The sequence below is a fragment of the Pedobacter psychrotolerans genome, assembly GCF_004340665.1.
In the GTDB taxonomy this organism is placed as follows: Bacteria; Bacteroidota; Bacteroidia; order Sphingobacteriales; family Sphingobacteriaceae; genus Pedobacter; species Pedobacter psychrotolerans.
In genome coordinates this window covers 59577-82526 of record NZ_SLWO01000010.1, presented here as the reverse complement: position 1 = coordinate 82526, position 22950 = coordinate 59577, and the positions used below count along the sequence as shown (strand labels likewise).

Below are 22950 nucleotides of genomic sequence, written 5' to 3'. Positions count from 1 at the left end.
ATCTGTGAATCTGCGGCTTTTTTAGTCGTTAAATTATTTATTTCACCAAGGTAAACGGTACATAAAAGCCGAAAGTGATATTTCTTCCTGTATTGTAAACACCTAAACTTGGGTTTTCAGAATCTAAACGTCCTGGTTTATACCTGCTCAAAGCATCATAATATTTCTGATCCAGCAGGTTATTAGCCGATACAGAAAGCTTAACTGGTTGTTTACCTAATTTAAAAGTTGCACCAATACCTGCGTTTAACAAAGTATAGCCACTGGTTGGCGTTTCAAAAACTTCATCCACACGTGTCTGTTTAAATGCAGAATTAATCCCAACAGATAAGTAAGCATCATTAGTGCCTTTAAATTTAGGCTCAAAACGAAGTTCGTTTCTCAATGTTCCGGCAGGAATAAAAGCCAAAGGTCTGTCTAAGGTATTATTGTGTGCATGAACATAGCCAAAAGTATTTTCGAAGTGAATAAACGGAACCGGATGAATGGTTAAGCTCGCTTCAGCGCCATATAAATTGGCATTCACCTGGCCATAACGATAAACCGGATATTCTCTTCCTTCAGCTGTGGTGGTTTCACCATTATTGGACGCATAAATAAAATTGCGGATATAGTTGTTGTACACGCTGGCACTTGCGCTGATGATTTTACCTTCATACTCCAGGGCTGCATCTACCTGATAACTGCGCTCAGGATTTAAGTTAGGATTACCAATTTCGTAACGAAAGGTTCCTTCATGTACCCCGTTTGAAGCCAGTTCTGCCGGGTTTGGCGCACGGAATGCTGTACCTGCATTGGCTTTAAAGTTCAATTCATCATTAAACTGATGGGTGAAACCTAAAGCACCACTAACATTCGAGAATTTATTCTGGAATGCTGCAAATTGCTGCTCTCCATCTACAAATAACTCTTTGCCTTTGTTTTTACGGTAATCATAACGGGCACCAATGCTAAACGTATTGTCTTCCCAGTTTTTCTTTGCATAAGCAAATACACCTAAACCATAAGTGTTGTAATCAGGGATTAAAAACTCGTCATCTGCTTTATTCTGGCTATGTCCGGCATCAGCACTTAAACCAAAAACAGGCTGCCATCCATTGGTTTCATGGAAATAATATTTTAAATCAGCATTGTAAGTTTTCAGGTCGAAGAATAAAGAAGGACTTGGTCCGTCTTCCAATTCGCGACGTTGATTTTGCTGGTAACCGAAATCTGCTTTTAAATTGCCGTTACCGAGAATAAAGTTGTTATTCAGGGCGATTTTAAAATGTCTGATATCCTGACGTGGATAATCTAAGCTGCGGCTCTTGAAATCTGAATTTAAAAACGGATCTCCATTTTCCTTTACAAAATTTCCATTAGCATCCAGGAACGGATCATAAAAACCAATGTTATTGTGGAAGTTTGAAACATTCAAGTGAGAATATCCCCAGCTTTTGTTTAGTCCAACCATACCACTAAAATCCGTTTCATTATATCCGGAATTTGGAAAGTATCCGGTTGGTGTTTTAAATGAATAAGCATTTTTGTATGTGCCACGGGCTCTCCAGACAAAACCATTTTCATTTCCGGTTAACATCAAAGAGTTGGCTGTTAAGCCATTATTGGTGGAGTAGTTGCTGATCAATTCGCCTTTTACCTGGCCTTCTGGTGCCGTACTTGGTTCCAGCAAATTAATTACACCACCCAATGCATCCGATCCATACATTAATGAGGCTGCTCCACGTAAAACCTCAACCCGATCTGATTTAAACTGATCGATTTCTATTCCGTGTTCATCTCCCCATTGCTGTCCCTGCTGTTTAATACCATCATCTAAAGTAACGATGCGGTTATAACCTAAACCTCTAATCACTGGTTTGGAAATAGAAGGCCCGGTGGTAATTTGTGATACCCCAGGGATTTTGGTTAGGGCATCAATCAGGTTAGTAGATGGCTCCAATAATTGTTCCTTATCTAATACTGCCGATGATGCACTGTTTCTTTTACTGGTACTGCTGATGATGCTACCAGTAATTACAATCTCCTTGGTTTCTATTGCTGTAGGCTGCAAGGCGAAAGTTAAATTAGATGGTGCGGCAAAGTTTACTACTTGAGTAGCTGTTTTGTAACCTATAAAATGTACTTCTACTAAATAACTTCCTTTTGCAGGCAGGTTATTTAAGGTGAATTCACCTTCCGTATTGGTAACGGCGGTTACTTTTAAATCGGGGATATAAATGGTTGCACCGGGTAGCGCCTGATTGTTGCTGGCATCGGTTACTTTTCCGGTAATGTCTTTTAAAGTGGCAGCGAAAACCGTACTGCTGAATATGGTATATAGAATCACTAAGCCGATAAGCTGTAATTTTTTCATTGTTTTGTTTTTATATTAAACATCATGAATATCCACTGAAATGTCTGATCAGGGCAAATTCAAAACGACTTTAATGAATAAAGAATAGAAATAGTAAGTTCAAAGCTTAGAAAGCTTTGCTCAAATATTGAATAGAAATAAAAGGCAAATACCTTTCGAGAAATTAGGCCAATGGAGGGCCGCGTAAGCTGGTGCTGAGTAATTTGGTATATGAACTTTTCAGCACGGGTTCTTTCTGACTGAAAATGGTTGCTGAAAGAAAAATGCGGTAAACCTGATGGGTTTGTACATAATCCTTTTCAAAACTGGCATTACAAATTAAACAAGTGTCGCCATGCGCTTGAACATGGGTAAGATGATGGCAGTTTACTTCTTTCTTAGGGATTGGAATTTCCTGATGATGATGTAAAACACTCCATGGCGTTAAGGCAATAGCAAAAGTAAACAGCATAAATGCTGAAAAATATTTTCTAATATTTTGCTGATGCTTTTTCAATGGCTCAAAAGTAATAAATTATTGATCAAAACAATATCTTTGGAAAGTAACATTGATTATATGTCCATTATGATCAACATTTTTAGTGGTTTGAAGAAGTAGAGATGAAATTAATTAAGAAAAATATTTTAAATATTTTGTTTTTGACGCTGTTGCTGGCGATTGTTCTCGTTCCTGATGCAAAAGCATTTTTTATTCGGGGTTTAATGACTATTGGATTTTACAAACCCGACTTGGAACATCCAATTTCAACATCCTCTAACCTGGAGGGGATTAAGTTTAAAGATATTAAAGGCAACGTAATTGATCTGGGGGATTTAAAAGGTAAGGTCATATTTATAAATTTCTGGGCAACCTGGTGTCCGCCTTGCCGAGCAGAAATGCCTTCACTACATAAATTGTATGCCCAGTTTAAAAATGATAAAAACGTGGTTTTTATTTTTGTAGATGCAGATGATGACCTTAAAAAATCAGCTAAATTTATGGCAGATCGTCAGTATGGACTACCGTTGTACGGCTTTGCCAGTGAAATCCCGAAGCAGATTTTTGAAAGTGCCTTGCCCACAACCGTGATCTTTGATCGGCAAGGCAGATTATCTTTCAGGCATGAAGGAATTGCCAATTATAATGATCAAAAGTTTGTTGATTTCATAAATAAATTAAAAAGCACAAAATAGCCTTATCACCATGAACCGTGCGCTATCAGGAATTTTGATACTGAGCAATATTTTTTGCAATATATGTAGTTAACTACATATATTTGTGTTTTAATATTTGATTATGCAAAACGACTTTAAAATTGAACAATTAGATAATCATTTCTGTGAAGCGATTATTGGGTTAATTCTACCCATCCAACAAATAGAATTTAATGTAAATATAGATTTAGCTGCGCAACCCGACTTGTTGGATATCGAAAAACATTACGATGGTTCTGGCGGCGCTTTTTGGGGAGCCAAATTTAATGGCGAGCTTATTGGTACCATCGCCTTAATTGCTGCCCCAGCCCATCATTCGGGTACCATCAGAAAAATGTTTGTTAAAAAGGAATTTCGTGGAAAAGAATTAGGGGTTGCACAGGCTTTATTGAAAACTCTTTTAGCTTATTGTGAAGATAACAAATTGAATGAAATATATTTAGGCACAAAGGATATATTACAAGCAGCCTGTCGCTTTTACGAACGCAACGGATTTAAACAAATTGCAATGGCAGATTTACCGGTTTACTTCCCTCGGATGGCTGTTGACAATGTTTTTTACAGCCTGGATCTAAAATCTGTTTAATGAAACAAAATGTAATTGATGCCTCCGGTTTATTGGCTATATCTACGCGCTTGCAGCGACTTAGTGATCAGATCCGTAAAGATGGTTTGCTAATTTATAAAGCTTTCGGGATTAATTTTCAGCCAAAATGGTTCCCGGTGTTATATACCTTATATAAAAAATCGACCATGAGTGTAGTTTCTCTTTCTGATGAAATAGGTTATGCACATCCTTCAACCATTAGCTTGTTAAAGGAATTGGAGAAGGAAAAATTAATCCGGTCTAAAAAAGATAAAGTGGATACCCGTAAACGTTTGGTTGAGCTTACAGAAAAGGGAACTACACTTCTTTCTACCATGGAGCCTGTTTGGGAAGTGATTATTAAAGCCACAGCAGAAATCACCAACACAGAAAATAATTTAATGAAAGCCATAAACGAAGTGGAAGCAAGCCTGAAAGAAAAAAGTTTTCTACAAAGGGCAGAAGTTTATATCAAAAAATAATTGAATTTGGAATGGAAGAATGATAGGGTGACGGAGAAGGTTAACCAATGATTTTACTATTTTTGCCGCCATGATTTCATTTTTCGAAGCTTCCTTAAAACAACTTTCCATTCACCACACCGGAAATAAACTGGTTGAAGAATATTACAAATTATCTGATGCTCCGCTCCATATTGATGATGAGGTTTTGGGTAACTTATTAATGCAATACTTTCTTAAACCATTTGAAAAGGTAAATGAGGTTTATCGCTTCTTCCATCCCAATGATAATTTAAATCTAAATGAAGTTTATCATTTTGCCCATGAAATTTTTGAGAACGCCGAACTTTTTCATGAAGATTCTCAGCAACTGGCCAAATATTTATATGATGTCGCCAATCACCCAAAAATAAAATCAGGAGAATTGTACGTGGCCTACTTTGAGAAAGTGCAGATTGAAGGTGAACAATTGGATGTACTGGGAATTTTTAAATCAGAAACTAAAGACACCTACCTCAAAGTTTTTCCGAAAGATGATGGCTTCAATATGAGCTATGAACAAGATGCCATCAGCATCAATAAGCTGGATAAAGGTTGCTTGATTTTCAATACCGAAAAAGAGGAAGGTTATAAAGTGGTGGTTCTTGATCAATCTAAAAGTAGCAACGAATCTGCCGTATACTGGAAAGATGAGTTTTTAAAGCTGAAAATCAGAAACGACAGTTATAACCAAACCAACAATGTTCTGGGTGTTTATAAAAACTTCGTCACACAGAAGCTGGATGATGATTATGAAATCAGCAAGGCTGATAAAATAGATTTGTTAAACCGCTCGATGAAATATTTCAAAGAAAAGGAAACTTTTGATATCGAGGAATTTGGAAACGAAGTGATTGGAAATGCGGAAGGAATTGAATCTTTCAAAAATTATAAAAAGAATTACGAAGAGGAATTTGAATCTCCAATTGCGGATAATTTCGAGATTGCAGAATCAGCGGTGAAGAAACAAGCAAGGGCCTATAAAAGTGTACTTAAACTGGATAAGAACTTCCACATTTATATCCATGGCAATAAGGATATGATTGAAAAAGGTTACGATGATGATAAATCTATGAACTTTTATAAGGTGTATTTTAGAGAAGAAGAGTAGTTTGGAGTCTTTAGCCGGGAGTCATCAGTCCGGAGTCTTGGGCGGAGATGAGTTGGTGTTGTAAATAAGGGAATAGGAAGTGTGGTAAGTTGGAAGAAATAGACTATCGACTAAAAGCTTCACAAGGATTAACCTAACCCTTTAATCTCATACCTCTAGCGTTTAAGTTGTTGGAAATTATTAAGTTAGTGCCTGACTTACGAAGTTTTGAGGGGTTGTGTGACGGAAAACTTCGTCAGTCTTCGAGCGGCAATCTAAACAACTAACCACTTTTTTCAACTAAATTCGCTGTTGTGCTTTCAGCGCCAGATACTGATTAATCACGTTTACCGTCAGTTTTTGCGGAGCTGTTAGTACCGAAAGTATCCCATGTTTACTCAGTTCTTTCACCATTAACTTTTTCTCGTAGATAAATTTTTCTGCAATGGTTTGATGGTAAATGCCCTCTATATCTTTTGCAGATTCGGTACTTAGTGCTTTTAATTCGGTATTTTCAAAGAAAACCACCAAAAGTAAATGGTATTTAGCCATTCTTTTTAAATAGGGGAGTTGCCTGTGTAAGGCAGATAAACTTTCAAAATTGGTGAAAAATACCAATAGTCCACGCTGTTTTACTACGGTCCTGACTGAACTGTACAAAAGTTCGAGATTACTTTCCAGATATCGGGTTTTCTCCTTATACAGAACATTCATGATGGTACCTAACTGAGAAGACTTGCGGTCGGCAGGAACAATGGCTCCAATCGTCTCGGATATGGTAATTAAACCCGCTTTATCTTCTTTGAGCATAGCTACTTTGGATAATGCTACGCTTGCGTTGATGGCATAATCCAGTAAGCTTAAGCCTTCGAAGGGCATGCGCATGACACGAGATTTATCAATAATGCAATAAATATTCTGCGCACGTTCATCGGTATAAGTGTTCACCATTAACGCACCTTTTCGGGCAGTGGCTTTCCAGTTGATGGTGCGAATATCATCTCCACCTACGTAGTTTTTGATTTGATCGAACTCGCTGCTTTGGCCTACTTTTCTGATTTTTTTAATGCCAAATTCTGTAAGGTAGCGCGACACCGCCATCAATTCATATTTACCCAAATTAATAAAGGATGGATAAACAGGCAATACTTTTGCGCCATCAAAGTTATACCGTCGATTGATTAAACCGAGTGGTGATGAAATGAAAATCCTGATAAAGCCAAAATCATATTCCCCACGTTTGGTAGGCCGTAAGTTATAATGAATGGATTTAACATCTCCCGGTTGCAGACTTAGCTTGAAGTCTTTATCCCTCAATTGAAACTGAAAGGGAATTTCATCTATTACACGAAGATTTATTTTAAAGCCATACTTGTTTTTAACCTCAATCTGAACGGGATTTTCATCGCCATTGCTTAAGCGTTTTGAGGTGATCCTTTTCGCCTCAACCCCTTCCTTATTTCGATATTGAATAAACACATCTATAAACCATAATATAAATACCACACCTAATGCCACTTCCGGAATTTCGCCGAGCCAGGAGAAAAAGAACTTCAACAAGAAAAGTATAACGCAAAATCCCAGAGCCGCAAACAGGCGGTCTGTCAGATAAAGATTTGTATAATATTGCTGAAAGAATTTTTTCAAAATGTGTTTTATTGTATGGATTGTTTAACGCTTTATAAAATGCATCACTGCCAGCTGAACTATCTTGGTACTTCTATTTTTTTAATAATCTGATGAACGATGTCGCTGGTTGTTAAACCTTCCATTTCCTTTTCTGGTGATAGCAAAATCCGGTGTGCCAGTACGGGTACGGCCACAGCAATGATATCATCAGGTGTTACAAAATCACGATTCTGGATGGCGGCCAAAGCTTTAGCACTGTGTACTATAGCCAGAGATGCCCTTGGCGATGCACCCAAATACAGTGACGGATTGTTCCGGGTTTCATTCACGATTTTAGCAATGAATTCGAGTAATTTGGGTTCTACAAATAAGCTGCGGATGATGGATCTGGCCTCTTGAATTTGTTGAACAGACAAAACCGGTTTGACTTCTGCAGCCAAACTTTTGTTTACCAGCGTATGCTGCGCCATTAAAATAGCAGTTTCTTCTTCCAGAGACGGATATTTAATTTCAATTTTAAATAAAAAGCGATCTAATTGGGCTTCTGGTAAACGGTAAGTTCCTTCCTGTTCAATGGGGTTTTGGGTAGCGAGCACCATAAAAGGTTCGTCCATCAGGTAAGTTTCGCCATCAATAGTCACCTGACGCTCTTCCATTACCTCAAACAAAGCCGATTGTGTTTTGGCCGGGGCACGGTTAATTTCATCCACAAGAATGATATTTCCAAAAATCGGACCCTTTCTAAATTCGAAATCACCGGTTTTGGTATTAAAGATAGGGGTGCCCAAAACATCAGATGGCATTAAATCTGGTGTAAACTGTACCCTTGAAAATTGTGCATCAATAGATTTGGCCAGTAGCTTTGCGCTTAATGTTTTGGCTACTCCGGGTACTCCTTCAATCAGAATATGCCCATCAGCCAGTAAGCCAACAATCAGAAAGTCGATAACTTGTTTCTGTCCGACGATGATATTTCCCAGCACATTTCTGATTTGATCTACTGCTGCGTTAAGTACGCTTAAATCCGTGCGTGGGTTAAATTGTTCCTGCTCCATTGCGTTGCGTATTTTTATAAAACTGTTCTATGCTTTCGTTTAAATTAATGAGTTCATGGTCGCTTAAATTCGCCATGGTAGGTATATTCATCATATACCGTGTTAAGGTTTTAGCCAATTGTTCGTTAATACCCGTTTTTTCCCTGATCAAGTTGGCGAAATTCGCGTCTATTTCATTCGTTTTGATATAATACCTCGAACGTAAATATTCCAGAAAGTAATTCATTTTCTTCATGGCAATATCCTGATTATTTCTTTCATGATAGTAAACACTTCCCACAACGTTTACAAATTCAACTGATGCATTTGTCATAGGATCTACAATTGGAATAATGCGTTGCTTGCGTTTAATTTCGAAAACTACAAAAATAATTAAGCTGAAAATAGTCAGGTAATAAGCCCACTTCAATTCTGGATGTGCAAAAAACACTCTTAACACATCAGTGGTTTCCGTTTTCTGTGCAGAGAAATATTCATCTAGAATTACGGTTTTTCTATTTTGAAGATAGCTCAGTGTTTTTGCACTATACTCTGCTCCATATTTATTCAGAAGCACGAAATTTGTATAAAAACCGGGCTCTGCAATTAAAAACAGCGATCCCTTACCGAAATTAAAACGGATAAAATTCGGGTGCTGATCAGCATTAATACCTAAAACTACAGTTTGCTTTGAATCTATAGTGCCAAAATACTGCGTGCCTATACCACGTTCAAAACCATAACTGGCTTCGGTCTTCAAATTAGGATTGGTGAAATTTAGTGCACTGCCATTTCTGGAGATGGTGCTAGCGGTGTTAAAATTTAAGAATTTTTCCAGTTTACCAAAATCATAACTCGCAATAAACAGATCATTTCCCGCCTCAATATATTTTTTGATCTGTTCAAATTCGTATTTTTCGAAATTTACTTTTTGCGCAACGATGATATAAGCAGATTGATTGTACCGATTATTTTTAAGGGTATTGTATAGGGCTAGCTGAGTTTTTTTTACAGTTGCATTGGGTACAATGTCTTTAATTCTATGGTGAAGAATGTAGGTGCCATAAGGAATTTTATCAGTAGAAAGATAAGTTGGATCCCAATTGGTGGGTACAGGCTTATTATACTGGGCCAGTAAGTAAGCGAGGATCATCATCAATCCAAGCGCAAAGTAAATTTTAAAGCTCCTCATTTAATCTGGTTGTTAAAATGGTTAAATGATTGCTTTATTGGCTCAAATTTTTGTTCATCTATGGGGAAATCTCCATACCAGATATAATCAAACTGAAGGGTTAGCTGGCTGAAATCATTTTTCAGTTCCGGTTTGCTGATTTCCGTTAAATAATTGTAATTGGTTTTGTCTGGTTGCCATTGAATCAGTTGGGCATCACTAAGTTTCTTTAATGCCCGTAAATACAGTAACCTCACGGCGAGCCGGAATTTACCTTCGCCTATTAAACGCTGTAATTCTTTATCGTAATCTATTTCATGAATATTCTCGTTTAAAACGTCGTATGGTAAAATGGTTTCCAGAGGTTTCTTGCTGAAGATATTTTTGGCACCAATCATTTTGATAATGAGAAAGGCCAGTAAGGCAATGCCCAGGCTAATAAAGAAATATTTTGATACCGAATTAGATGCCGCACCAACAAATAGTTTGCTAATCATTTTCCAGAACCACATCCAAAATCTTTCCCAAAGAGAGAGCTGCCGGCCTTCAATCTGATCATATTGAAATTCCTTTTGTTCTTTGTAATAGCTGATGGCACGTTTATCAAACTTTGATGGCGTAATTTGACTGCTATCGGTTTTCATCTCGTGTTTCTCCTGCTTCGGTTTAGCAACCTGAGCCTGAGCTTTGCTGATGACCGGCAGAAAAAAGAGTAAACCGATAAGAAAATAATTGAGCAGAAATTTCGACATTTTAATATTCTTCGGAGCGGGTATCAATTGGTTTTTCTGAGGTTCCGAAATTTGAGATTCGCTCCATCAAACCTACATTTTCTTTTTGCTCAATTAAACTAAAGTACATGAGGGTAATGGTAATAATCGGTACAATGGTAAATACCTGGCAAAGCGACTGCAACACGGTACTAATCATGGTTAAGGTTAAAGACATGTGGGCGCCTTTACTGGAGAACATTCCAATCATGCTAAATAATGTAGTGGGCAAAATGATCATGCTCATACAGGCATATACGATAATCCACACTACAACTAGGGTTCCAAAGGTGATCCAGAAATTCTCTTTAATGATTTGAAAACTCCTGCTAAAGGCATACGATAAAGAGGCATTCTCAATAACCATAATCGGAAGCATCATGGTGACAAAGGGAAACAGATAAAAGCCGGGAGCGAGGCAAAACATAAACCCTACAAGAACCATTAGTAAGAGTAAAATGGAGCTACCAAAAACCCTCCAGAAATAATATTTAAAGAATCCCCAAACCTCCTCCATAGTAGGTGTTTGATTTCCTTTTTGCACATAAATAGCAATGTAAGAAAGAATAGCTACGGACATGCTGGCATAACTGGCCAAAGAAAAAATAATGGATAGGAAATATTCAATTCCGTACAAACCGAGTCCGGTTGCACTGCCTCCGTTACCCATAGCATTGATCACGTTAACCGTTTTATATTGCTGCATTAACATGGTAGACATGCTGGCCAGAACAAATAGCCCGCAAAAGGTAAAATAAGTTTTAATCAGCGGCTTAAAATTTTGCCGCATAAAGGTAAAGGTATCATTAATCACCTGTCCAAAATCTCTTCGTTTCTTAAATTCTAGGGCTTCGATCATGTTAATTATGGGCGTTTATTTGCTTTTGATTGATTTTTATGGGGTAGATAAATACGTACCAGATGATAAATGAGGCTGATGATCCTAAAATCAAAAGACTAAGTACTAAAGGCATTTCGGTATGGCGGGTAACAAAACTTTCGAAAAAGGCTGCCACAATGAAAATAGGAATTAATCCCAGAACCATTTTTAAGCCTTGTTTTGCACCTCTTAAAGTTGATTCCATTCGGGTATAAGTTTTCGGGAATAAAAAGCTGTTTCCTAAAACCAAACCAGCTGCTCCTGCTAAAACGATGGCAGAAATTTCGAGCGTTCCATGAATCCAGATCACCAGAACCGATTGCAAACCCAGGCCTTTACTAAAAAAGAAATACTGGAATGAACCGAGCATGATGCCATTTCTAAATAAGGAAACAATAGATCCAAATGAAAATATAATGCCTAATGCGAAGGTATATAGTGCTACATAAATGTTATTTGCGCCAATCTGTAAAAACATCAAAAACTCATTCTGTTGCTTATAAACACCAAATGGATCGCCTTTGGCAATATTCTCATTGGTCATGTTTACATAACTATCACCCATAATTAAACGGACAAAAGTATCATCGTATTTGGCTGATAGAACTCCAATGGCACACGAAACTAAAAAAAACAGCAGGGCGTAAACGATCTGCTTCCGATGCTGAAAAAATACCAGTGGAAGTTCAGTTTTCCAAAAAAATAGGAATCGATTTGACCTTTCCTTTTTGTTTTTATAAACTGATTGATGCAGTTTGGAGGCCAGTCCGTTTAAATACGCAGTAGTTTTAGAATTGGGGTAAAAAGTTTTTGAGTAGGCTAAATCGTTAGTGATTTCTACAAACTGATTGGCAATTTCATCAGGATTGGCATGTTGTATCGCTTCAAAGTATTTCCACTTTTCCGAATTTTGTTTAACAAATAATGCTTCTCTCATGTAATGGTAGGCCAAATCTCGGGTTAAAATAGTTAAATTTTAACATATACAAAAGATAGTCGCAAAACATTGCGCAAAAACAAAAGAAAAAAACTGATTTTGCTTAGCCACTTTATCCTTAAAAAAAATTATGTTTGAACATGGATACCATCAAAATCAGCACTGCCCAGAATATAGATATTGAGTATGAAATAGCCGGTTTAGGTGAACGGATTGCGGCAAGATGTATTGATCTGGCTGGTTTTGCTGTGCTTTATTTCTTAGCCATCGTCATCGGATTAATCGCTGCTTTCAGTCTCTCTTCAACAAGTTTGTATGTCGCATTAATTGGCTTTATCGTGATTTTTGTTTTTTACGATTTAGTTTGTGAATTGTATATGAATGGGCAAACCTTTGGCAAAAAGGCGTTAAAAATAAAAGTAATTAGTTTGGATGGTAGTCAGCCTACCTTCGGTCAGTATATTTTCAGGTGGTTATTTAGAATGATTGATTTTGGAATTCCCCTGGGCTGGGGAGTTGTAGCACTGGTATCTGTTGTGGTCACTAAAAACCACCAGCGGGTTGGCGATATCCTGGCCAAAACCACACTGATTAAAACCAAGCCGCGCACTCAAATCCAAAATGTAGCTTTCAACTTTGCTTTACCTGATGAATATCAACCTGTATTTAAAGAAGTTCTTCACTTGAACGATCGTGATATAGAACTTGTTCATGAAGTATTAACCAGCTATTACCAAACCAGAAATCCAGAGCTGATTTATACTATGGCTGCTAAAACAAAAGAACATATTCTGGTGTCTATACCTGCCGGAATGAATGAATTACAATTTTTAGAAACGGTGTTAAAGGATTATAACCACCTGACATCAAATATGAATGTTTAACCAATTTACTGGATAAACATTTTATATAAATAAGAAATCATAACGAAATTTCCTACAACCAGAATCAGTGTTTTAAGCACTAATGATTGATGCTTAATAGGAAACTTATACAATATTCCGGCTATAACGAAGAGGAATATTAGTGGGATTGTAGGTGGGTAGAGCAGCCAGCTTTTATGGAAGTTGCCTTGAAACAGGGCAATTAAAGACCGCTGAAATCCACATCCGGGGCAATCTATTCCCGTTAAGGCTTTAAACGGACAGGTTAATAAATGATTTTGCAGCCAATCAAAAATGTTGATTGAGCTGCAAAATATAAATGTTATTGTAATCAATTGATGTTAAATATTACCTTGACCATCATTCGGATCTTGTTTATTTCCGAAAGGATTATTTGGATTGTTAAAAGGATTGTTCGGGTTATTAAATGGGTTATTTGGATTGTTGAAAGCGTTATTCCCAAAGCCTCCGTTTTGAGCTTCTGCTGCAGATGGGCCTAAATATTTAGCATCTCCAAAACCTAAAATGGGTATAAAGATATAAGGGAAAAATATCATTCCAACCGTAAATCCTTCGGTTTTTCCAAAGCTTTTGTTCATCAAATTTAAAGCCCAGATCCCAAATATTATAGTTGTACAAGGAATTAATAGCCAAAGAATCCATATCATTGGTTTCCCTATAATCTCTAGTAGAATGATCATGTTGTAAATAGGAACAATTGCCGCCCATCCAGGTTTGCCAGCTTTCTCAAAAATTTTCCACATGCCAATAATCATCAAAGCATATATTGCCAGGTACAAGATTACCATACCCATACCAATTCCTGCGGCTACTCCGCTTGCTTCATACTCATTCATAATTTTTTGTTTTTTTAAGGTTTTAGATATAAATAGTTAAACTAAAGTAAAATTTTTATTTACAATTACCTATTTATTTGTCTGATTAGTCTAGTGCTTTTAAAACCTTTGGGGATAATTCGGTAGCCCAGCTGGCATACATTTTACCGCTGGGATGTAAGCCATCTTTTGCTACAAGCCCTAAATCTGTAGCAGCATTTCTTGATGCTGGTGTGATATTGGTATAGCTCACACCTGCTGTCAACGTTATTTCTTGGTTTGCAGCATTAAAAGCATCAATTTCTTGAGCAATAATTTTTATGTCCCTGCCAGAACTTTTTCCGAATGGAGTAACCCCCCAATCAGGAATGGAGACTACAAAAACACGATCTTTTCTGCCACCCGTAAAAGCTATTGCCGTTTGTAACAATGCTGCGAACTCTTGTTTATAAGTATCAATCGGGTAACCCCTGTATTGATTATTGACTCCGATTAATAAGGTAACGAAATCATATTTTGATGTCAGATTAGTTTGCTTAAGGGCGCTTTGGAGTTCATCAGTTGTCCAGCCGGTTGTGGCAATAATTTTTGGAGCTGATACAGCTATATTTTGAGCTTTTAATAAGCTTTGTAATTGAAAAGGAAAAGATTCCTGTTGCGCAACAGATTCGCCAATGGTATAAGAATCACCCAGAGCAAGATAAGATCTAGTTCCTGAGGAAGCAGGTTTGGTGATGATCGGTAGGGTTTGATCAGTAGATGACATGCTTTTTTCTTTAGTGCAAGCCGAAGTTAATAAAGAAAATAAAATAGCTGTAAATAAAACTTTCATGATTCATTTACGCAAAAGCAATCATAAAGGTTTTGATGTGATCTGGATTAACTTCTGTAAGCTGTTAGATCAGTTTCATTTGAAAAAGATCAGCAATGTGGTGCTTCAATCTGCCCTTTACCTCCTCCAGATCTAATGTATAACCCAGTTCTTTTTCCAAAGAAGTAACCGCTTTATCATCAATACCACAAGGTACAATGTTCTTAAAATATTCCAGATCTACATTCACGTTAAAGGCAAAACCGTGCATGGTTACCCATCGACTGCAACGTACACCCATGGCACAAATTTTTCTGGCCTTGTCATTGTCGGGGTCTAACCAAACACCTGTATAGCCTGGGTAACGTCCAGATTCAATTCCATAATCTTTTAGGGTTAAAATAACGGCTTCTTCCAGGGTGCGGAGATATAAATGAATATCGGTGAAAAAATTATCAAGATCCAAAATCGGATAGCCTACAATTTGTCCCGGGCCATGATAAGTGATATCTCCACCACGGTTAATTTTATAGAAGGTAGCATGCTTTTCTAAAAGGCCTTCTTCATCCAATAATAAATTATCCTGATGCCCGCTTTTGCCTAAGGTATAAACATGTGGGTGCTCATTAAAGATGAGGTAATTTGGCGTGGGTAAATGAGTGCCATTGATCCTGTTCTCTGTTTTTACGGCTACCGTTTTGTTCAATAACGCTTCCTGTTTGTCCCAGGCATCCTGATAGTCTGTTAAACCCCAGTCTATAAATTGCGTAGGTACTTGTTTGGGTTCCAAAGCCTTTTCTTCCAACTCAGTCATTTTATCCAATTTTATGCTTTGTTTGCTACGTAACCTAACATATAACCATCTTTTGTTTTAAAGTAGTTAACCGTTAATTCTCTGGTACCACCCGGTAACTCTACCAGGGCATTTAAATTTCCTTCTGCTTTTAGCTTAAAGGGTTTAATATGGATATCCCGTTTAAATTCAAGACCTTTTTTACCATGCCACTTATAAATAGCTTCTTTAGCACACCAGGCAACATATAAGCCTTCTGTATTATTTCCAATTTGCTTTTGAGCAAGCTCAATATCACTCAGGAATTTATGCTTAATGCTTTTAATCTTATGCTTGATGAGTTCAATATCTACACCAACTGCAAATTCCTTGCTAATCATTACTGCGGCGTAATCATAAGAGTGACTTAATGAAATCTGATAATCAGAATTAACAAGATATGGCTTACCGTCTTCATCAAACTGACAATCAATATAAGCTGTGGTATTGAGCATTTTTCGCAATAAAAGCCGCGTGCTTAACCAGTGTAAAAGCCTTTTGCCATTGTTAAATGAAGAGATAATATCCAGTTCATGTTGCTTTAGTTGTAAGCCAGCCAACATTTCTTCTTCAGTTTCTTCAATTTTCCAGATTGCCAGAACCGAATGGTCATCAATATTTTTATTATAAACTATTGGCATTTATAAAATTGGGAGATTAGCATGCATAATTATCTTAATAAATTGATAATTTAGGCCAAAAATACGCATAAAAATGATATTATCAGACAAAAGGATATTAGAAGAAATTGATAAGGGTACCATCATCATTGAACCCTTTAAGCGAGAATGCCTGGGAACTAATTCTTATGACGTTCACTTGGGGAAATACCTGGCAACTTATGAAAGTCGAGTACTAGATGCAAAGGCCCATAATGAAATAGAACATTTCGAAATTCCTAAAGATGGTTATATTCTTCATCCCGGTACCTTATATTTAGGTGTAACCCTGGAATATACCGAAACACATAGCCATGTTCCTTTTTTGGAAGGTAAGAGTAGTACTGGCCGTTTAGGTATTGATATCCATGCTACGGCAGGTAAGGGAGATGTTGGTTTCTGCAATACCTGGACTTTAGAAATATCCGTTGCGCAACCTGTAAAAATATATGCAGGTATGCCTATTGGGCAGTTAATATACTTTGTTGTAGAAGGAAATATTGAAACCATGTACAACACTAAAGGCAATGCCAAGTATAATAATAAAACAACCCGCCCTGTAGAAAGCATGATGTGGAAGAATAAGTTCTAAACGAAAATTCATTATACCTTCATTATTATATGCCTCGGGTTTTGTACCTTGAGGCATATTTTTATTTATAGCTTTCGTAAAATGAAATTCAGCATCAAGCTCGTTATCAGTTTCCTATTGATCATTCTTAGCTTTTCGGCTTTTAAAATGGATGATGATCCATTTACGCAACTTCTGAATAAACTGGAAGAGTATACTAATAAATTTCCACAGGAGAAGGTACACCTTCATTTAGATAAACCATATTATGCCATTGGCGATGATATTTGGTTCAAAGCCTATATAGTTGATGCCAAATCTGCAGCTCCATCAGCCTTAAGTGAAATATTGTATGTGGAACTGATTAACGAAAAAGATTCTGTAAAAAAACAATTGAAGTTGCCTGTTGTGGGTGGCATTACCTGGGGAGATTTTAAACTTACTGACACCCTCGCTGAAGGCAATTATCGCATCAGGGCTTATACCAATTACATGCGAAATTTCGGGACAGCGTTTTTCTTTGATAAAAGCATAAAAATTGGAAATAGCTGGGCAAATAAAGTTTTTACGGAAACCCAATACGATTTTAAGAAAGAAAATAACGCTGATAAAGTAACCGCAACCATTCATTTCGAAGATAAGAATGGACTAGCTTATAAAGACAATGAGGTGAGTTATGATGTTCAGCTGGATTATAAATCTATTGAAAAAGGAAAAACAAAAACGAGTGTAAATGGCGATGCAGTAATCACTTTCACAAATAGTTCAGGGTTTGCTGGAAAAACAGGAAAGATTGTGGCTACCATTACTTTAGCTAACAAACAAAAAGTAGTAAAATCGATTCCAATTACTTCTACTTCCAATGATGTTGATGTTCAGTTTATGCCTGAAGGTGGTAATCTGATTGAAAATTTGCCACAAAAAATAGCCATTAAAGCTGTAAATGCAGCAGGCCACGGTGAAAATGTAAAAGGAACTGTCGTTGATGAAACAGGATCAGAAGTCACGAGGTTTGAAACAACATACTTAGGGATGGGGAATTTCATTTTTAATGCCCAGGCGGGTAAATCCTATACCGCTAAAATTAAGTTTGCAGATGGCTCTTCAAAGGATATTAAAATGCCTTTAGCTCAAAAAAGTGGTTACGCCATCGCCATTAATAATTTAGATACAGCAAAAGTTTCCCTAAAAATTATGTCGAGTGCAGATTTAGTTAATGGAACAGAATTGAAAGTAGTGGCACAACAAGCCGGAAATGTATGTTATGTATCGAAGGCAAAAATGGATAAACAAGTGCTGATGGCAACCATTTTAAAAAAGAACCTACCAAGTGGAATTGTACAATTTACACTTTTCTCTGGCACTAATCAGCCCTTGGCAGAAAGATTAGTTTTCGTGAAAAACAATGCTGATCTTTTGGATGTCGCATTGAATACTTCATCCGTATCCAACAGCAGAAAAGGTAAAACAACTTTTACCTTAGATGCCACGAATCAGCAAAAACCTGAAATCAGTAGTTTTTCTGTAGCGGTAACGAATGCGAGCAAAGTTACGCCGGATGAAGACAATGAAACGAATATTCTAACTTCATTGCTTTTAACCTCTGATCTTGCAGGTTATGTTGAAAAGCCTAATCATTATTTCGCAAACGACGATATTAACACTCAAAAAGAACTTGATAATTTGTTGCTTACACAAGGGTGGCGAAGGTTCCTTTGGAAAAATGTAATCAGTGGTGCAAGTCCTTCCATTACTTACAATGTAGAAAAATCTTTAGCCATTACAGGCACCGTCATGAAGGGGAATAAACCTGTTGCTGGTGGAAAGGTGATGTTGATGGCGACTAAAGGTTCAACTTTTATCATTGATACAGTAACCAATGCAGAAGGGAAATTTGTTTTTGATAACCTGAGCTATGAAGACAGTACCAAATTTGTAGTACAGGCCAGAACCAAAACGGAAAGAAAATTTGTAGATATTAACATTGATGTAGTGCCAGGCCAGGTGGTAACAAAAAGCAAGAATAGCCCTGATGTAGAAATTAATGTGAATAACAGCCTCATGAAATATATTAAAGAAAGTGATAACTACTTTAATGAAATGACACGGCTGGGTTTATTGGAAAGGACTATTAAACTGGACGAGGTAACTGTTACCGAAAAGAAAAACCCAGCTAAAAACTCTGCAAACTTAAATGGTGCAGGTCGTGCAGATTTTATCATGACAAGTGATGACCTTTCTACTTGCGTAACCTTATCTCAATGTTTACAAGGTAGGCTGCCTGGGGTAATTTTTAGGGGCAATGTACCTTATTTGATGAGAAGTCAGAACACACCAATGTCGATTGTTTTGGATGGAATGCGGGTAGAATCAGAATTTTTAGACAATATTGTGCCAAGTGATGTAGAATCTATAGAGCTATTAAAAAGCATAGGCAATACTGCTATTTATGGTTCTCAAGGTGGTGGTGGCGTCATTATCATTACCACTAAACGAGGTGGGGGAACTTCCAATTACAACAGGTATGCACCCGGAATTGTCAGTATAAATCCAAAAGGTTTCTCGGTTTCAAGGGTTTTTTATGCACCAGTATATGATGGTGCCACAACCAATAGCACACGTAAAGATCTAAGAACGACCATTTATTGGAATCCGCAGGTGGTTGCACAAAAAGATGGAAAAGCAAAGTTTGAATTTTACAATGCCGATGAAGCCGGACAGTACAGAGTGGTTATTGAAGGTATAGATGCCTCTGGCCATTTGGCGAGAAAAGTTTATACTTATGAGGTTAAATAAAGAAAAATAGATAAATTTGATTATTATGCAAGCATAACTTATTTAGTTCATGCTTTATACTCAAATCTCATACGATTACCATGAATACAATTAAAGTAAGTGTTAAAGATCGCCTGGCAACCATTACACTCGACAAAGGGAAATCAAATGCTCTGGGAAGGGAGCTGATTACCGAACTGGATGATATGCTTAAGAATATAGCCGCTGATGACAATATTGGTGGTGTGATATTAACCGGAAAAGCTCCGTTTTTTTCGGCAGGCTTAGATTTGGTAGAACTTTATGGTTACAACGAAGCAGAAGCAAAATCCTTTTTTCAACTCTTTTTTAATTTTACGGCAAATCTGGTTTCCTTTAAAAAGCCAATGGTTGCGGCTATCAGCGGCCATAGTCCGGCAGGAGGATGTGTAATCGCATTAGCTTGTGATGCAAGAGTAATGGCCGAAGGTCAATACATCATCGGACTGAATGAAGTGCCTGTAGGTATTATCGTCCCAAATAGCATTTTTCAGCTTTATTCCTTTTGGATTGGAAAAGGAGAAGCCACCCGCAGTTTATTAACCGGAAAACTATTTAGCCCTGAAGAAGCTTTAAAGGTTGGTTTGGTTGATGAGTTGGTTAAAAATGAAAGCTTACTTACGGCAGCAGAACGAAAGATTAAAAAGTTTATGGAGCAGGAAAGCAATACCTGGTCGCAGAGTAAACTCAATATTCGTGAAGAATTAATTGCCGCCATGACAGCAGATCAATCTGCCACGCTAGAAAAAATGCTGGCGCAATGGTGGTCACCCAATACCAGACATATTTTAGAAACCATTCTGGCCAATTTGCAGCGGAAATAGGATGGGATTTAGAGTCGATTATTCAATTCAAACAATTTATCAATTTCCAAACCTAGTCAGTTACCCTGTGCTAACAATTTAGCAATTAAACAATCTAACAATCCAAAAAACAACTAACCAACTATTCACCTAAATACCTTACCTCATATGTTCAACTATAACTCACCAATGCTTAGAGAAGATGCTTTAAAAGGAAAAACCATTGTTATTACTGGTGGTGGAACAGGATTGGGCAAGGCAATGGGTATTTATTTTCTTAAACTTGGTGCTAACTTAGTCATCACCAGTCGGAAACAGGAAGTTTTGCAGAAAACTGCCGATGAGATGGAAGAAAAAACTGGTGGAAAGGTTTTGGCTGTTGCCTGCGATGTTCGCGATGCAGAACAAGTAGATCATGTGCTTGCGAAAACCCTAGAGCGATTTGGATCTGTTGATGTGTTATTAAATAATGCTGCAGGGAATTTTATATCACCTACTGAACGTTTATCCGCTAATGCTTTCTCATCAATTATTGATATTGTTTTAAAAGGAACCGTAAATTGCACTTTGGCTTTTGGTAAACATTGGATTAAGGAAAATCAATCTGCTACGGTTTTAAATATTATAACCACTTATGCTTTTACAGGTTCTGCATATGTTGTTCCATCTGCCTGTGCAAAAGGTGGTGTTTTGGCTTTAACCAGATCATTGGCGGTAGAATGGGGGAAGTACGGTATAAGAACTAATGCCATCGCACCAGGGCCATTTCCTACGAAGGGAGCATGGGAAAGATTGTTGCCAGGCGATTTAGCTAAAAAATTCGATTTTAAAAATCGTGTGCCGCTTAAAAGGGTAGGAGAACATCAGGAGTTAGCCAATCTTGCTGCATTTCTGGTCAGCGATTTTTCAGGATACATTAATGGTGAGGTAATTACAATTGATGGGGGAGAGTGGTTACAGGGTGCCGGACAAATGAATGGCTTAGAAGCAATTCCAAATGAAATGTGGGATATGCTGGAGCAAATGACAAGAAGCGCAAAAGGAAGTTAGTGTTAAAGCTAAAAGACTTAAGCAGAAAGCTTAAAGACCAAAGCTGAAAGACTAAAGCGAAAAGCTACAATTAAAAGTTTTATTATATAGTGTTGATATTGATTTCGGCAAAATCGTCTAATACTTGCATCATGATACTTGATGCTTAAATCTTAATATTTTATACTCATATACCGATACTTACATCTTACCACTAAAATATTATCTTTGCCCATATGAATATCTTACTTTTAGGTTCGGGCGGCAGAGAAAGTGCATTTGCCTGGAAAATGAGCCAGTCTTCGCACTGCGATAAATTAATTATTGCACCAGGAAACGGCGGGACAGGAATTTACGGTACCAACATTAACATCAACGTAAACGATTTCGATTCCATAAAAAAGATTGTTTTAGCAGAAAATATCGAACTGGTTGTAGTTGGCCCGGAAGAACCTTTGGTAAATGGTATTCATGATTTTTTTCTTGCTGATCAAACCATTGCTCATATTCCGGTAATCGGACCTAAAAAAGAAGGTGCAATTTTAGAGGGAAGTAAAGATTTTTCTAAACAATTTATGGATCGCCATGGTATTCCAACCGCGGCATCAAAGTCCTTTACCCCTGATACTTTAGAGCAAGGTTTAGCCTATCTGGAAACCCATGCCTTGCCAGTGGTTTTAAAGGCCGATGGTTTAGCTGCAGGTAAAGGTGTTCTAATCTGTACAGAAACTGTTGAAGCACAGGAAGAACTAAAATTAATGCTTGGTGGTAAATTTGGTGCAGCCGGAGCAACAGTTGTAATTGAAGAATTTTTAAGTGGCATTGAACTTTCTGTATTCATTTTAAGTGATGGAGAAAATTACATTACACTTCCATCCGCAAAAGATTATAAAAGAATTGGCCTTGGCGATACTGGCTTAAATACAGGTGGTATGGGTTCGGTTTCTCCAGTTCCATTTGCTACACCTGATTTCCTGCAAAAAGTAGAAGAACGCATTATCAGACCTACAGTTGAAGGGTTAAGAAAAGATAATATCGATTATACAGGCTTCATTTTCTTCGGATTAATTAAAGTAGGTGATGATCCATTTGTAATTGAATACAATGCCCGCATGGGTGACCCGGAAACAGAAAGTGTAATTCCGCGTATTGAAAATGATTTAGTAGAATTGTTCCTTGCAACAGCCAATAAGCAGTTGAATCAGGTTAACCTGGTTATTTCTGAGCAAACTGCTGCCACGGTGATGATCGTAGCCGGAGGTTATCCCGGAGAATATTTGAAAGGAAAAGCCATCAGTGGAATTGAAAACTTACGTCATTCTACTGCTTTCCATGCCGGTACACTTTTAGATAATGATGTAGTAAAAACCAATGGCGGCAGGGTAATTGCCATCACCAGTTTACAGAAAGATTTGTTTACTGCCTTACAATCAGCAACCGCTGATGCCGGCAGAATTTACTTTGACGGGAAATATTTCAGAGAAGATATCGGGTTTGATTTAATATAATTCGTAAAAATAGAAAGGCCGCCGATTTACAGATAATAATCTGCGAATCGGCGGCT

The 22950-nt window shown here is 37.4% G+C and carries 23 protein-coding genes; 10 read left to right on the top strand and 13 right to left on the bottom strand.

The genetic code is table 11. The features are described 5' to 3' along the window. Window positions 1-37: 37 nt before the first annotated feature. Both EV200_RS20465 and EV200_RS20460 read right to left on the bottom strand, forming a co-directional pair. The gene (locus tag EV200_RS20465) at window positions 38-2356 is read right to left on the bottom strand and encodes a TonB-dependent receptor (RefSeq protein ID WP_132536101.1); all 2319 of its coding nucleotides are present in this window, start codon (window positions 2354-2356) and stop codon (window positions 38-40) included. Between the two features lie 163 nt (window positions 2357-2519). Next, the gene (locus EV200_RS20460) at window positions 2520-2852 is read right to left on the bottom strand and encodes a hypothetical protein (RefSeq protein ID WP_132536099.1); all 333 of its coding nucleotides are present in this window, start codon (window positions 2850-2852) and stop codon (window positions 2520-2522) included. A gap of 104 nt (window positions 2853-2956) precedes the next feature. Between EV200_RS20460 and EV200_RS20455 the strand changes: the two genes are divergently transcribed. From EV200_RS20455 to EV200_RS20440, 4 genes are all read left to right on the top strand, one after another. Then, window positions 2957-3529: a TlpA family protein disulfide reductase gene (locus EV200_RS20455; RefSeq protein ID WP_132536097.1), complete on the top strand. Its 573-nt coding sequence runs from the start codon at window positions 2957-2959 to the stop codon at window positions 3527-3529. A gap of 103 nt (window positions 3530-3632) precedes the next feature. Then, window positions 3633-4136 (top strand): GNAT family N-acetyltransferase, encoded by a 504-nt coding sequence (locus EV200_RS20450; RefSeq protein ID WP_132536095.1) that lies wholly within the window; start codon window positions 3633-3635, stop codon window positions 4134-4136. Continuing rightward, window positions 4136-4618 (top strand): MarR family winged helix-turn-helix transcriptional regulator, encoded by a 483-nt coding sequence (locus EV200_RS20445; protein WP_132536093.1) that lies wholly within the window; start codon window positions 4136-4138, stop codon window positions 4616-4618. The genes EV200_RS20450 and EV200_RS20445 overlap by 1 nt, the downstream gene beginning before the upstream one ends. Window positions 4619-4688: 70 nt before the next feature. Next, window positions 4689-5747 carry a nucleoid-associated protein gene (locus EV200_RS20440; RefSeq protein ID WP_132536091.1) on the top strand — a complete coding sequence of 353 codons (1059 nt, stop codon included), beginning with the start codon at window positions 4689-4691 and terminating at the stop codon, window positions 5745-5747. Between the two features lie 279 nt (window positions 5748-6026). Here the strand turns inward: EV200_RS20440 and EV200_RS20435 are convergent, their stop codons facing one another. The 6 genes from EV200_RS20435 to EV200_RS20410 form a co-directional block, all read right to left on the bottom strand. Beyond that, window positions 6027-7283, bottom strand: coding sequence for a DUF58 domain-containing protein (locus EV200_RS20435; protein WP_308424181.1), 1257 nt, complete (start codon window positions 7281-7283; stop codon window positions 6027-6029). Between the two features lie 149 nt (window positions 7284-7432). Then, the gene (locus EV200_RS20430) at window positions 7433-8410 is read right to left on the bottom strand and encodes an AAA family ATPase (protein ID WP_132536087.1); all 978 of its coding nucleotides are present in this window, start codon (window positions 8408-8410) and stop codon (window positions 7433-7435) included. Next, window positions 8391-9581, bottom strand: coding sequence for a DUF4350 domain-containing protein (locus EV200_RS20425; RefSeq protein ID WP_132536085.1), 1191 nt, complete (start codon window positions 9579-9581; stop codon window positions 8391-8393). The genes EV200_RS20430 and EV200_RS20425 overlap by 20 nt, the downstream gene beginning before the upstream one ends. Then, complete coding sequence (locus EV200_RS20420; RefSeq protein WP_132536083.1) at window positions 9578-10312, bottom strand: DUF4129 domain-containing protein; 735 nt, start codon at window positions 10310-10312, stop codon at window positions 9578-9580. The genes EV200_RS20425 and EV200_RS20420 overlap by 4 nt, the downstream gene beginning before the upstream one ends. A 1-nt stretch (window position 10313) precedes the next feature. Beyond that, complete coding sequence (locus EV200_RS20415) at window positions 10314-11189, bottom strand: hypothetical protein (RefSeq protein WP_132536081.1); 876 nt, start codon at window positions 11187-11189, stop codon at window positions 10314-10316. Between the two features lies 1 nt (window position 11190). Continuing rightward, the gene (locus EV200_RS20410; RefSeq protein ID WP_132536079.1) at window positions 11191-12147 is read right to left on the bottom strand and encodes a stage II sporulation protein M; all 957 of its coding nucleotides are present in this window, start codon (window positions 12145-12147) and stop codon (window positions 11191-11193) included. 140 nt (window positions 12148-12287) lie between these two features. Here EV200_RS20410 and EV200_RS20405 point away from each other — a divergent pair, with 140 nt between their 5' ends. Beyond that, entirely contained in the window at window positions 12288-13031 is a 744-nt protein-coding gene (locus EV200_RS20405) for an RDD family protein (RefSeq protein WP_132536077.1), read from the top strand. A gap of 5 nt (window positions 13032-13036) precedes the next feature. Here the strand turns inward: EV200_RS20405 and EV200_RS20400 are convergent, their stop codons facing one another. The 5 genes from EV200_RS20400 to EV200_RS20380 form a co-directional block, all read right to left on the bottom strand. After that, window positions 13037-13366, bottom strand: coding sequence for a DUF2752 domain-containing protein (locus EV200_RS20400; RefSeq protein WP_229676881.1), 330 nt, complete (start codon window positions 13364-13366; stop codon window positions 13037-13039). A 6-nt stretch (window positions 13367-13372) separates the two neighbouring features. Further along, a complete protein-coding gene (locus EV200_RS20395) occupies window positions 13373-13888 on the bottom strand; it encodes a DUF5684 domain-containing protein (RefSeq protein ID WP_132536075.1) in 516 nt (171 codons plus the stop codon). 85 nt (window positions 13889-13973) lie between these two features. Next, window positions 13974-14699, bottom strand: a complete 726-nt coding sequence (locus EV200_RS20390; RefSeq protein WP_132536073.1) for an SGNH/GDSL hydrolase family protein — start codon at window positions 14697-14699, stop codon at window positions 13974-13976. A 64-nt stretch (window positions 14700-14763) separates the two neighbouring features. Next, a complete protein-coding gene (gene lipB / locus EV200_RS20385; protein ID WP_132536071.1) occupies window positions 14764-15492 on the bottom strand; it encodes a lipoyl(octanoyl) transferase LipB in 729 nt (242 codons plus the stop codon). A gap of 11 nt (window positions 15493-15503) precedes the next feature. Beyond that, window positions 15504-16151 (bottom strand): 4'-phosphopantetheinyl transferase family protein, encoded by a 648-nt coding sequence (locus tag EV200_RS20380; RefSeq protein WP_132536069.1) that lies wholly within the window; start codon window positions 16149-16151, stop codon window positions 15504-15506. A gap of 73 nt (window positions 16152-16224) precedes the next feature. Here EV200_RS20380 and dcd point away from each other — a divergent pair, with 73 nt between their 5' ends. The 5 genes from dcd (at window position 16225) to purD (ending at window position 22894) form a co-directional block, all read left to right on the top strand. Further along, window positions 16225-16761: a dCTP deaminase gene (gene dcd / locus EV200_RS20375; protein WP_132536067.1), complete on the top strand. Its 537-nt coding sequence runs from the start codon at window positions 16225-16227 to the stop codon at window positions 16759-16761. A gap of 81 nt (window positions 16762-16842) precedes the next feature. Continuing rightward, the gene (locus tag EV200_RS20370; protein WP_229676882.1) at window positions 16843-19536 is read left to right on the top strand and encodes a carboxypeptidase-like regulatory domain-containing protein; all 2694 of its coding nucleotides are present in this window, start codon (window positions 16843-16845) and stop codon (window positions 19534-19536) included. Between the two features lie 80 nt (window positions 19537-19616). Continuing rightward, complete coding sequence (locus tag EV200_RS20365) at window positions 19617-20378, top strand: enoyl-CoA hydratase/isomerase family protein (protein WP_132536065.1); 762 nt, start codon at window positions 19617-19619, stop codon at window positions 20376-20378. Between the two features lie 147 nt (window positions 20379-20525). Beyond that, window positions 20526-21407, top strand: a complete 882-nt coding sequence (locus tag EV200_RS20360) for an SDR family oxidoreductase (protein WP_132536063.1) — start codon at window positions 20526-20528, stop codon at window positions 21405-21407. A gap of 215 nt (window positions 21408-21622) precedes the next feature. Further along, a complete protein-coding gene (gene purD / locus EV200_RS20355) occupies window positions 21623-22894 on the top strand; it encodes a phosphoribosylamine--glycine ligase (protein WP_132536061.1) in 1272 nt (423 codons plus the stop codon). The last annotated feature ends 56 nt before the right edge of the window (window positions 22895-22950 follow it).

What these genes read in the sequence shown, in the direction of transcription:
- EV200_RS20450 (WP_132536095.1), top strand. Translation starts at nt 3,633, where the DNA reads ATGCAAAACGACTTTAAAATTGAACAATTAGATAATCATTTCTGTGAA.
- lipB (WP_132536071.1), bottom strand. Translation starts at nt 15,492, where the DNA reads ATGACTGAGTTGGAAGAAAAGGCTTTGGAACCCAAACAAGTACCTACG.
- EV200_RS20415 (WP_132536081.1), bottom strand. Translation starts at nt 11,189, where the DNA reads ATGATCGAAGCCCTAGAATTTAAGAAACGAAGAGATTTTGGACAGGTG.
- EV200_RS20380 (WP_132536069.1), bottom strand. Translation starts at nt 16,151, where the DNA reads ATGCCAATAGTTTATAATAAAAATATTGATGACCATTCGGTTCTGGCA.
- EV200_RS20390 (WP_132536073.1), bottom strand. Translation starts at nt 14,699, where the DNA reads ATGAAAGTTTTATTTACAGCTATTTTATTTTCTTTATTAACTTCGGCT.
- EV200_RS20370 (WP_229676882.1), top strand. Translation starts at nt 16,843, where the DNA reads ATGAAATTCAGCATCAAGCTCGTTATCAGTTTCCTATTGATCATTCTT.
- EV200_RS20455 (WP_132536097.1), top strand. Translation starts at nt 2,957, where the DNA reads ATGAAATTAATTAAGAAAAATATTTTAAATATTTTGTTTTTGACGCTG.
- EV200_RS20360 (WP_132536063.1), top strand. Translation starts at nt 20,526, where the DNA reads ATGTTCAACTATAACTCACCAATGCTTAGAGAAGATGCTTTAAAAGGA.
- EV200_RS20440 (WP_132536091.1), top strand. Translation starts at nt 4,689, where the DNA reads ATGATTTCATTTTTCGAAGCTTCCTTAAAACAACTTTCCATTCACCAC.
- EV200_RS20445 (WP_132536093.1), top strand. Translation starts at nt 4,136, where the DNA reads ATGAAACAAAATGTAATTGATGCCTCCGGTTTATTGGCTATATCTACG.
- EV200_RS20420 (WP_132536083.1), bottom strand. Translation starts at nt 10,312, where the DNA reads ATGTCGAAATTTCTGCTCAATTATTTTCTTATCGGTTTACTCTTTTTT.
- purD (WP_132536061.1), top strand. Translation starts at nt 21,623, where the DNA reads ATGAATATCTTACTTTTAGGTTCGGGCGGCAGAGAAAGTGCATTTGCC.
- dcd (WP_132536067.1), top strand. Translation starts at nt 16,225, where the DNA reads ATGATATTATCAGACAAAAGGATATTAGAAGAAATTGATAAGGGTACC.
- EV200_RS20410 (WP_132536079.1), bottom strand. Translation starts at nt 12,147, where the DNA reads ATGAGAGAAGCATTATTTGTTAAACAAAATTCGGAAAAGTGGAAATAC.
- EV200_RS20395 (WP_132536075.1), bottom strand. Translation starts at nt 13,888, where the DNA reads ATGAATGAGTATGAAGCAAGCGGAGTAGCCGCAGGAATTGGTATGGGT.
- EV200_RS20465 (WP_132536101.1), bottom strand. Translation starts at nt 2,356, where the DNA reads ATGAAAAAATTACAGCTTATCGGCTTAGTGATTCTATATACCATATTC.
- EV200_RS20405 (WP_132536077.1), top strand. Translation starts at nt 12,288, where the DNA reads ATGGATACCATCAAAATCAGCACTGCCCAGAATATAGATATTGAGTAT.
- EV200_RS20425 (WP_132536085.1), bottom strand. Translation starts at nt 9,581, where the DNA reads ATGAGGAGCTTTAAAATTTACTTTGCGCTTGGATTGATGATGATCCTC.
- EV200_RS20430 (WP_132536087.1), bottom strand. Translation starts at nt 8,410, where the DNA reads ATGGAGCAGGAACAATTTAACCCACGCACGGATTTAAGCGTACTTAAC.
- EV200_RS20365 (WP_132536065.1), top strand. Translation starts at nt 19,617, where the DNA reads ATGAATACAATTAAAGTAAGTGTTAAAGATCGCCTGGCAACCATTACA.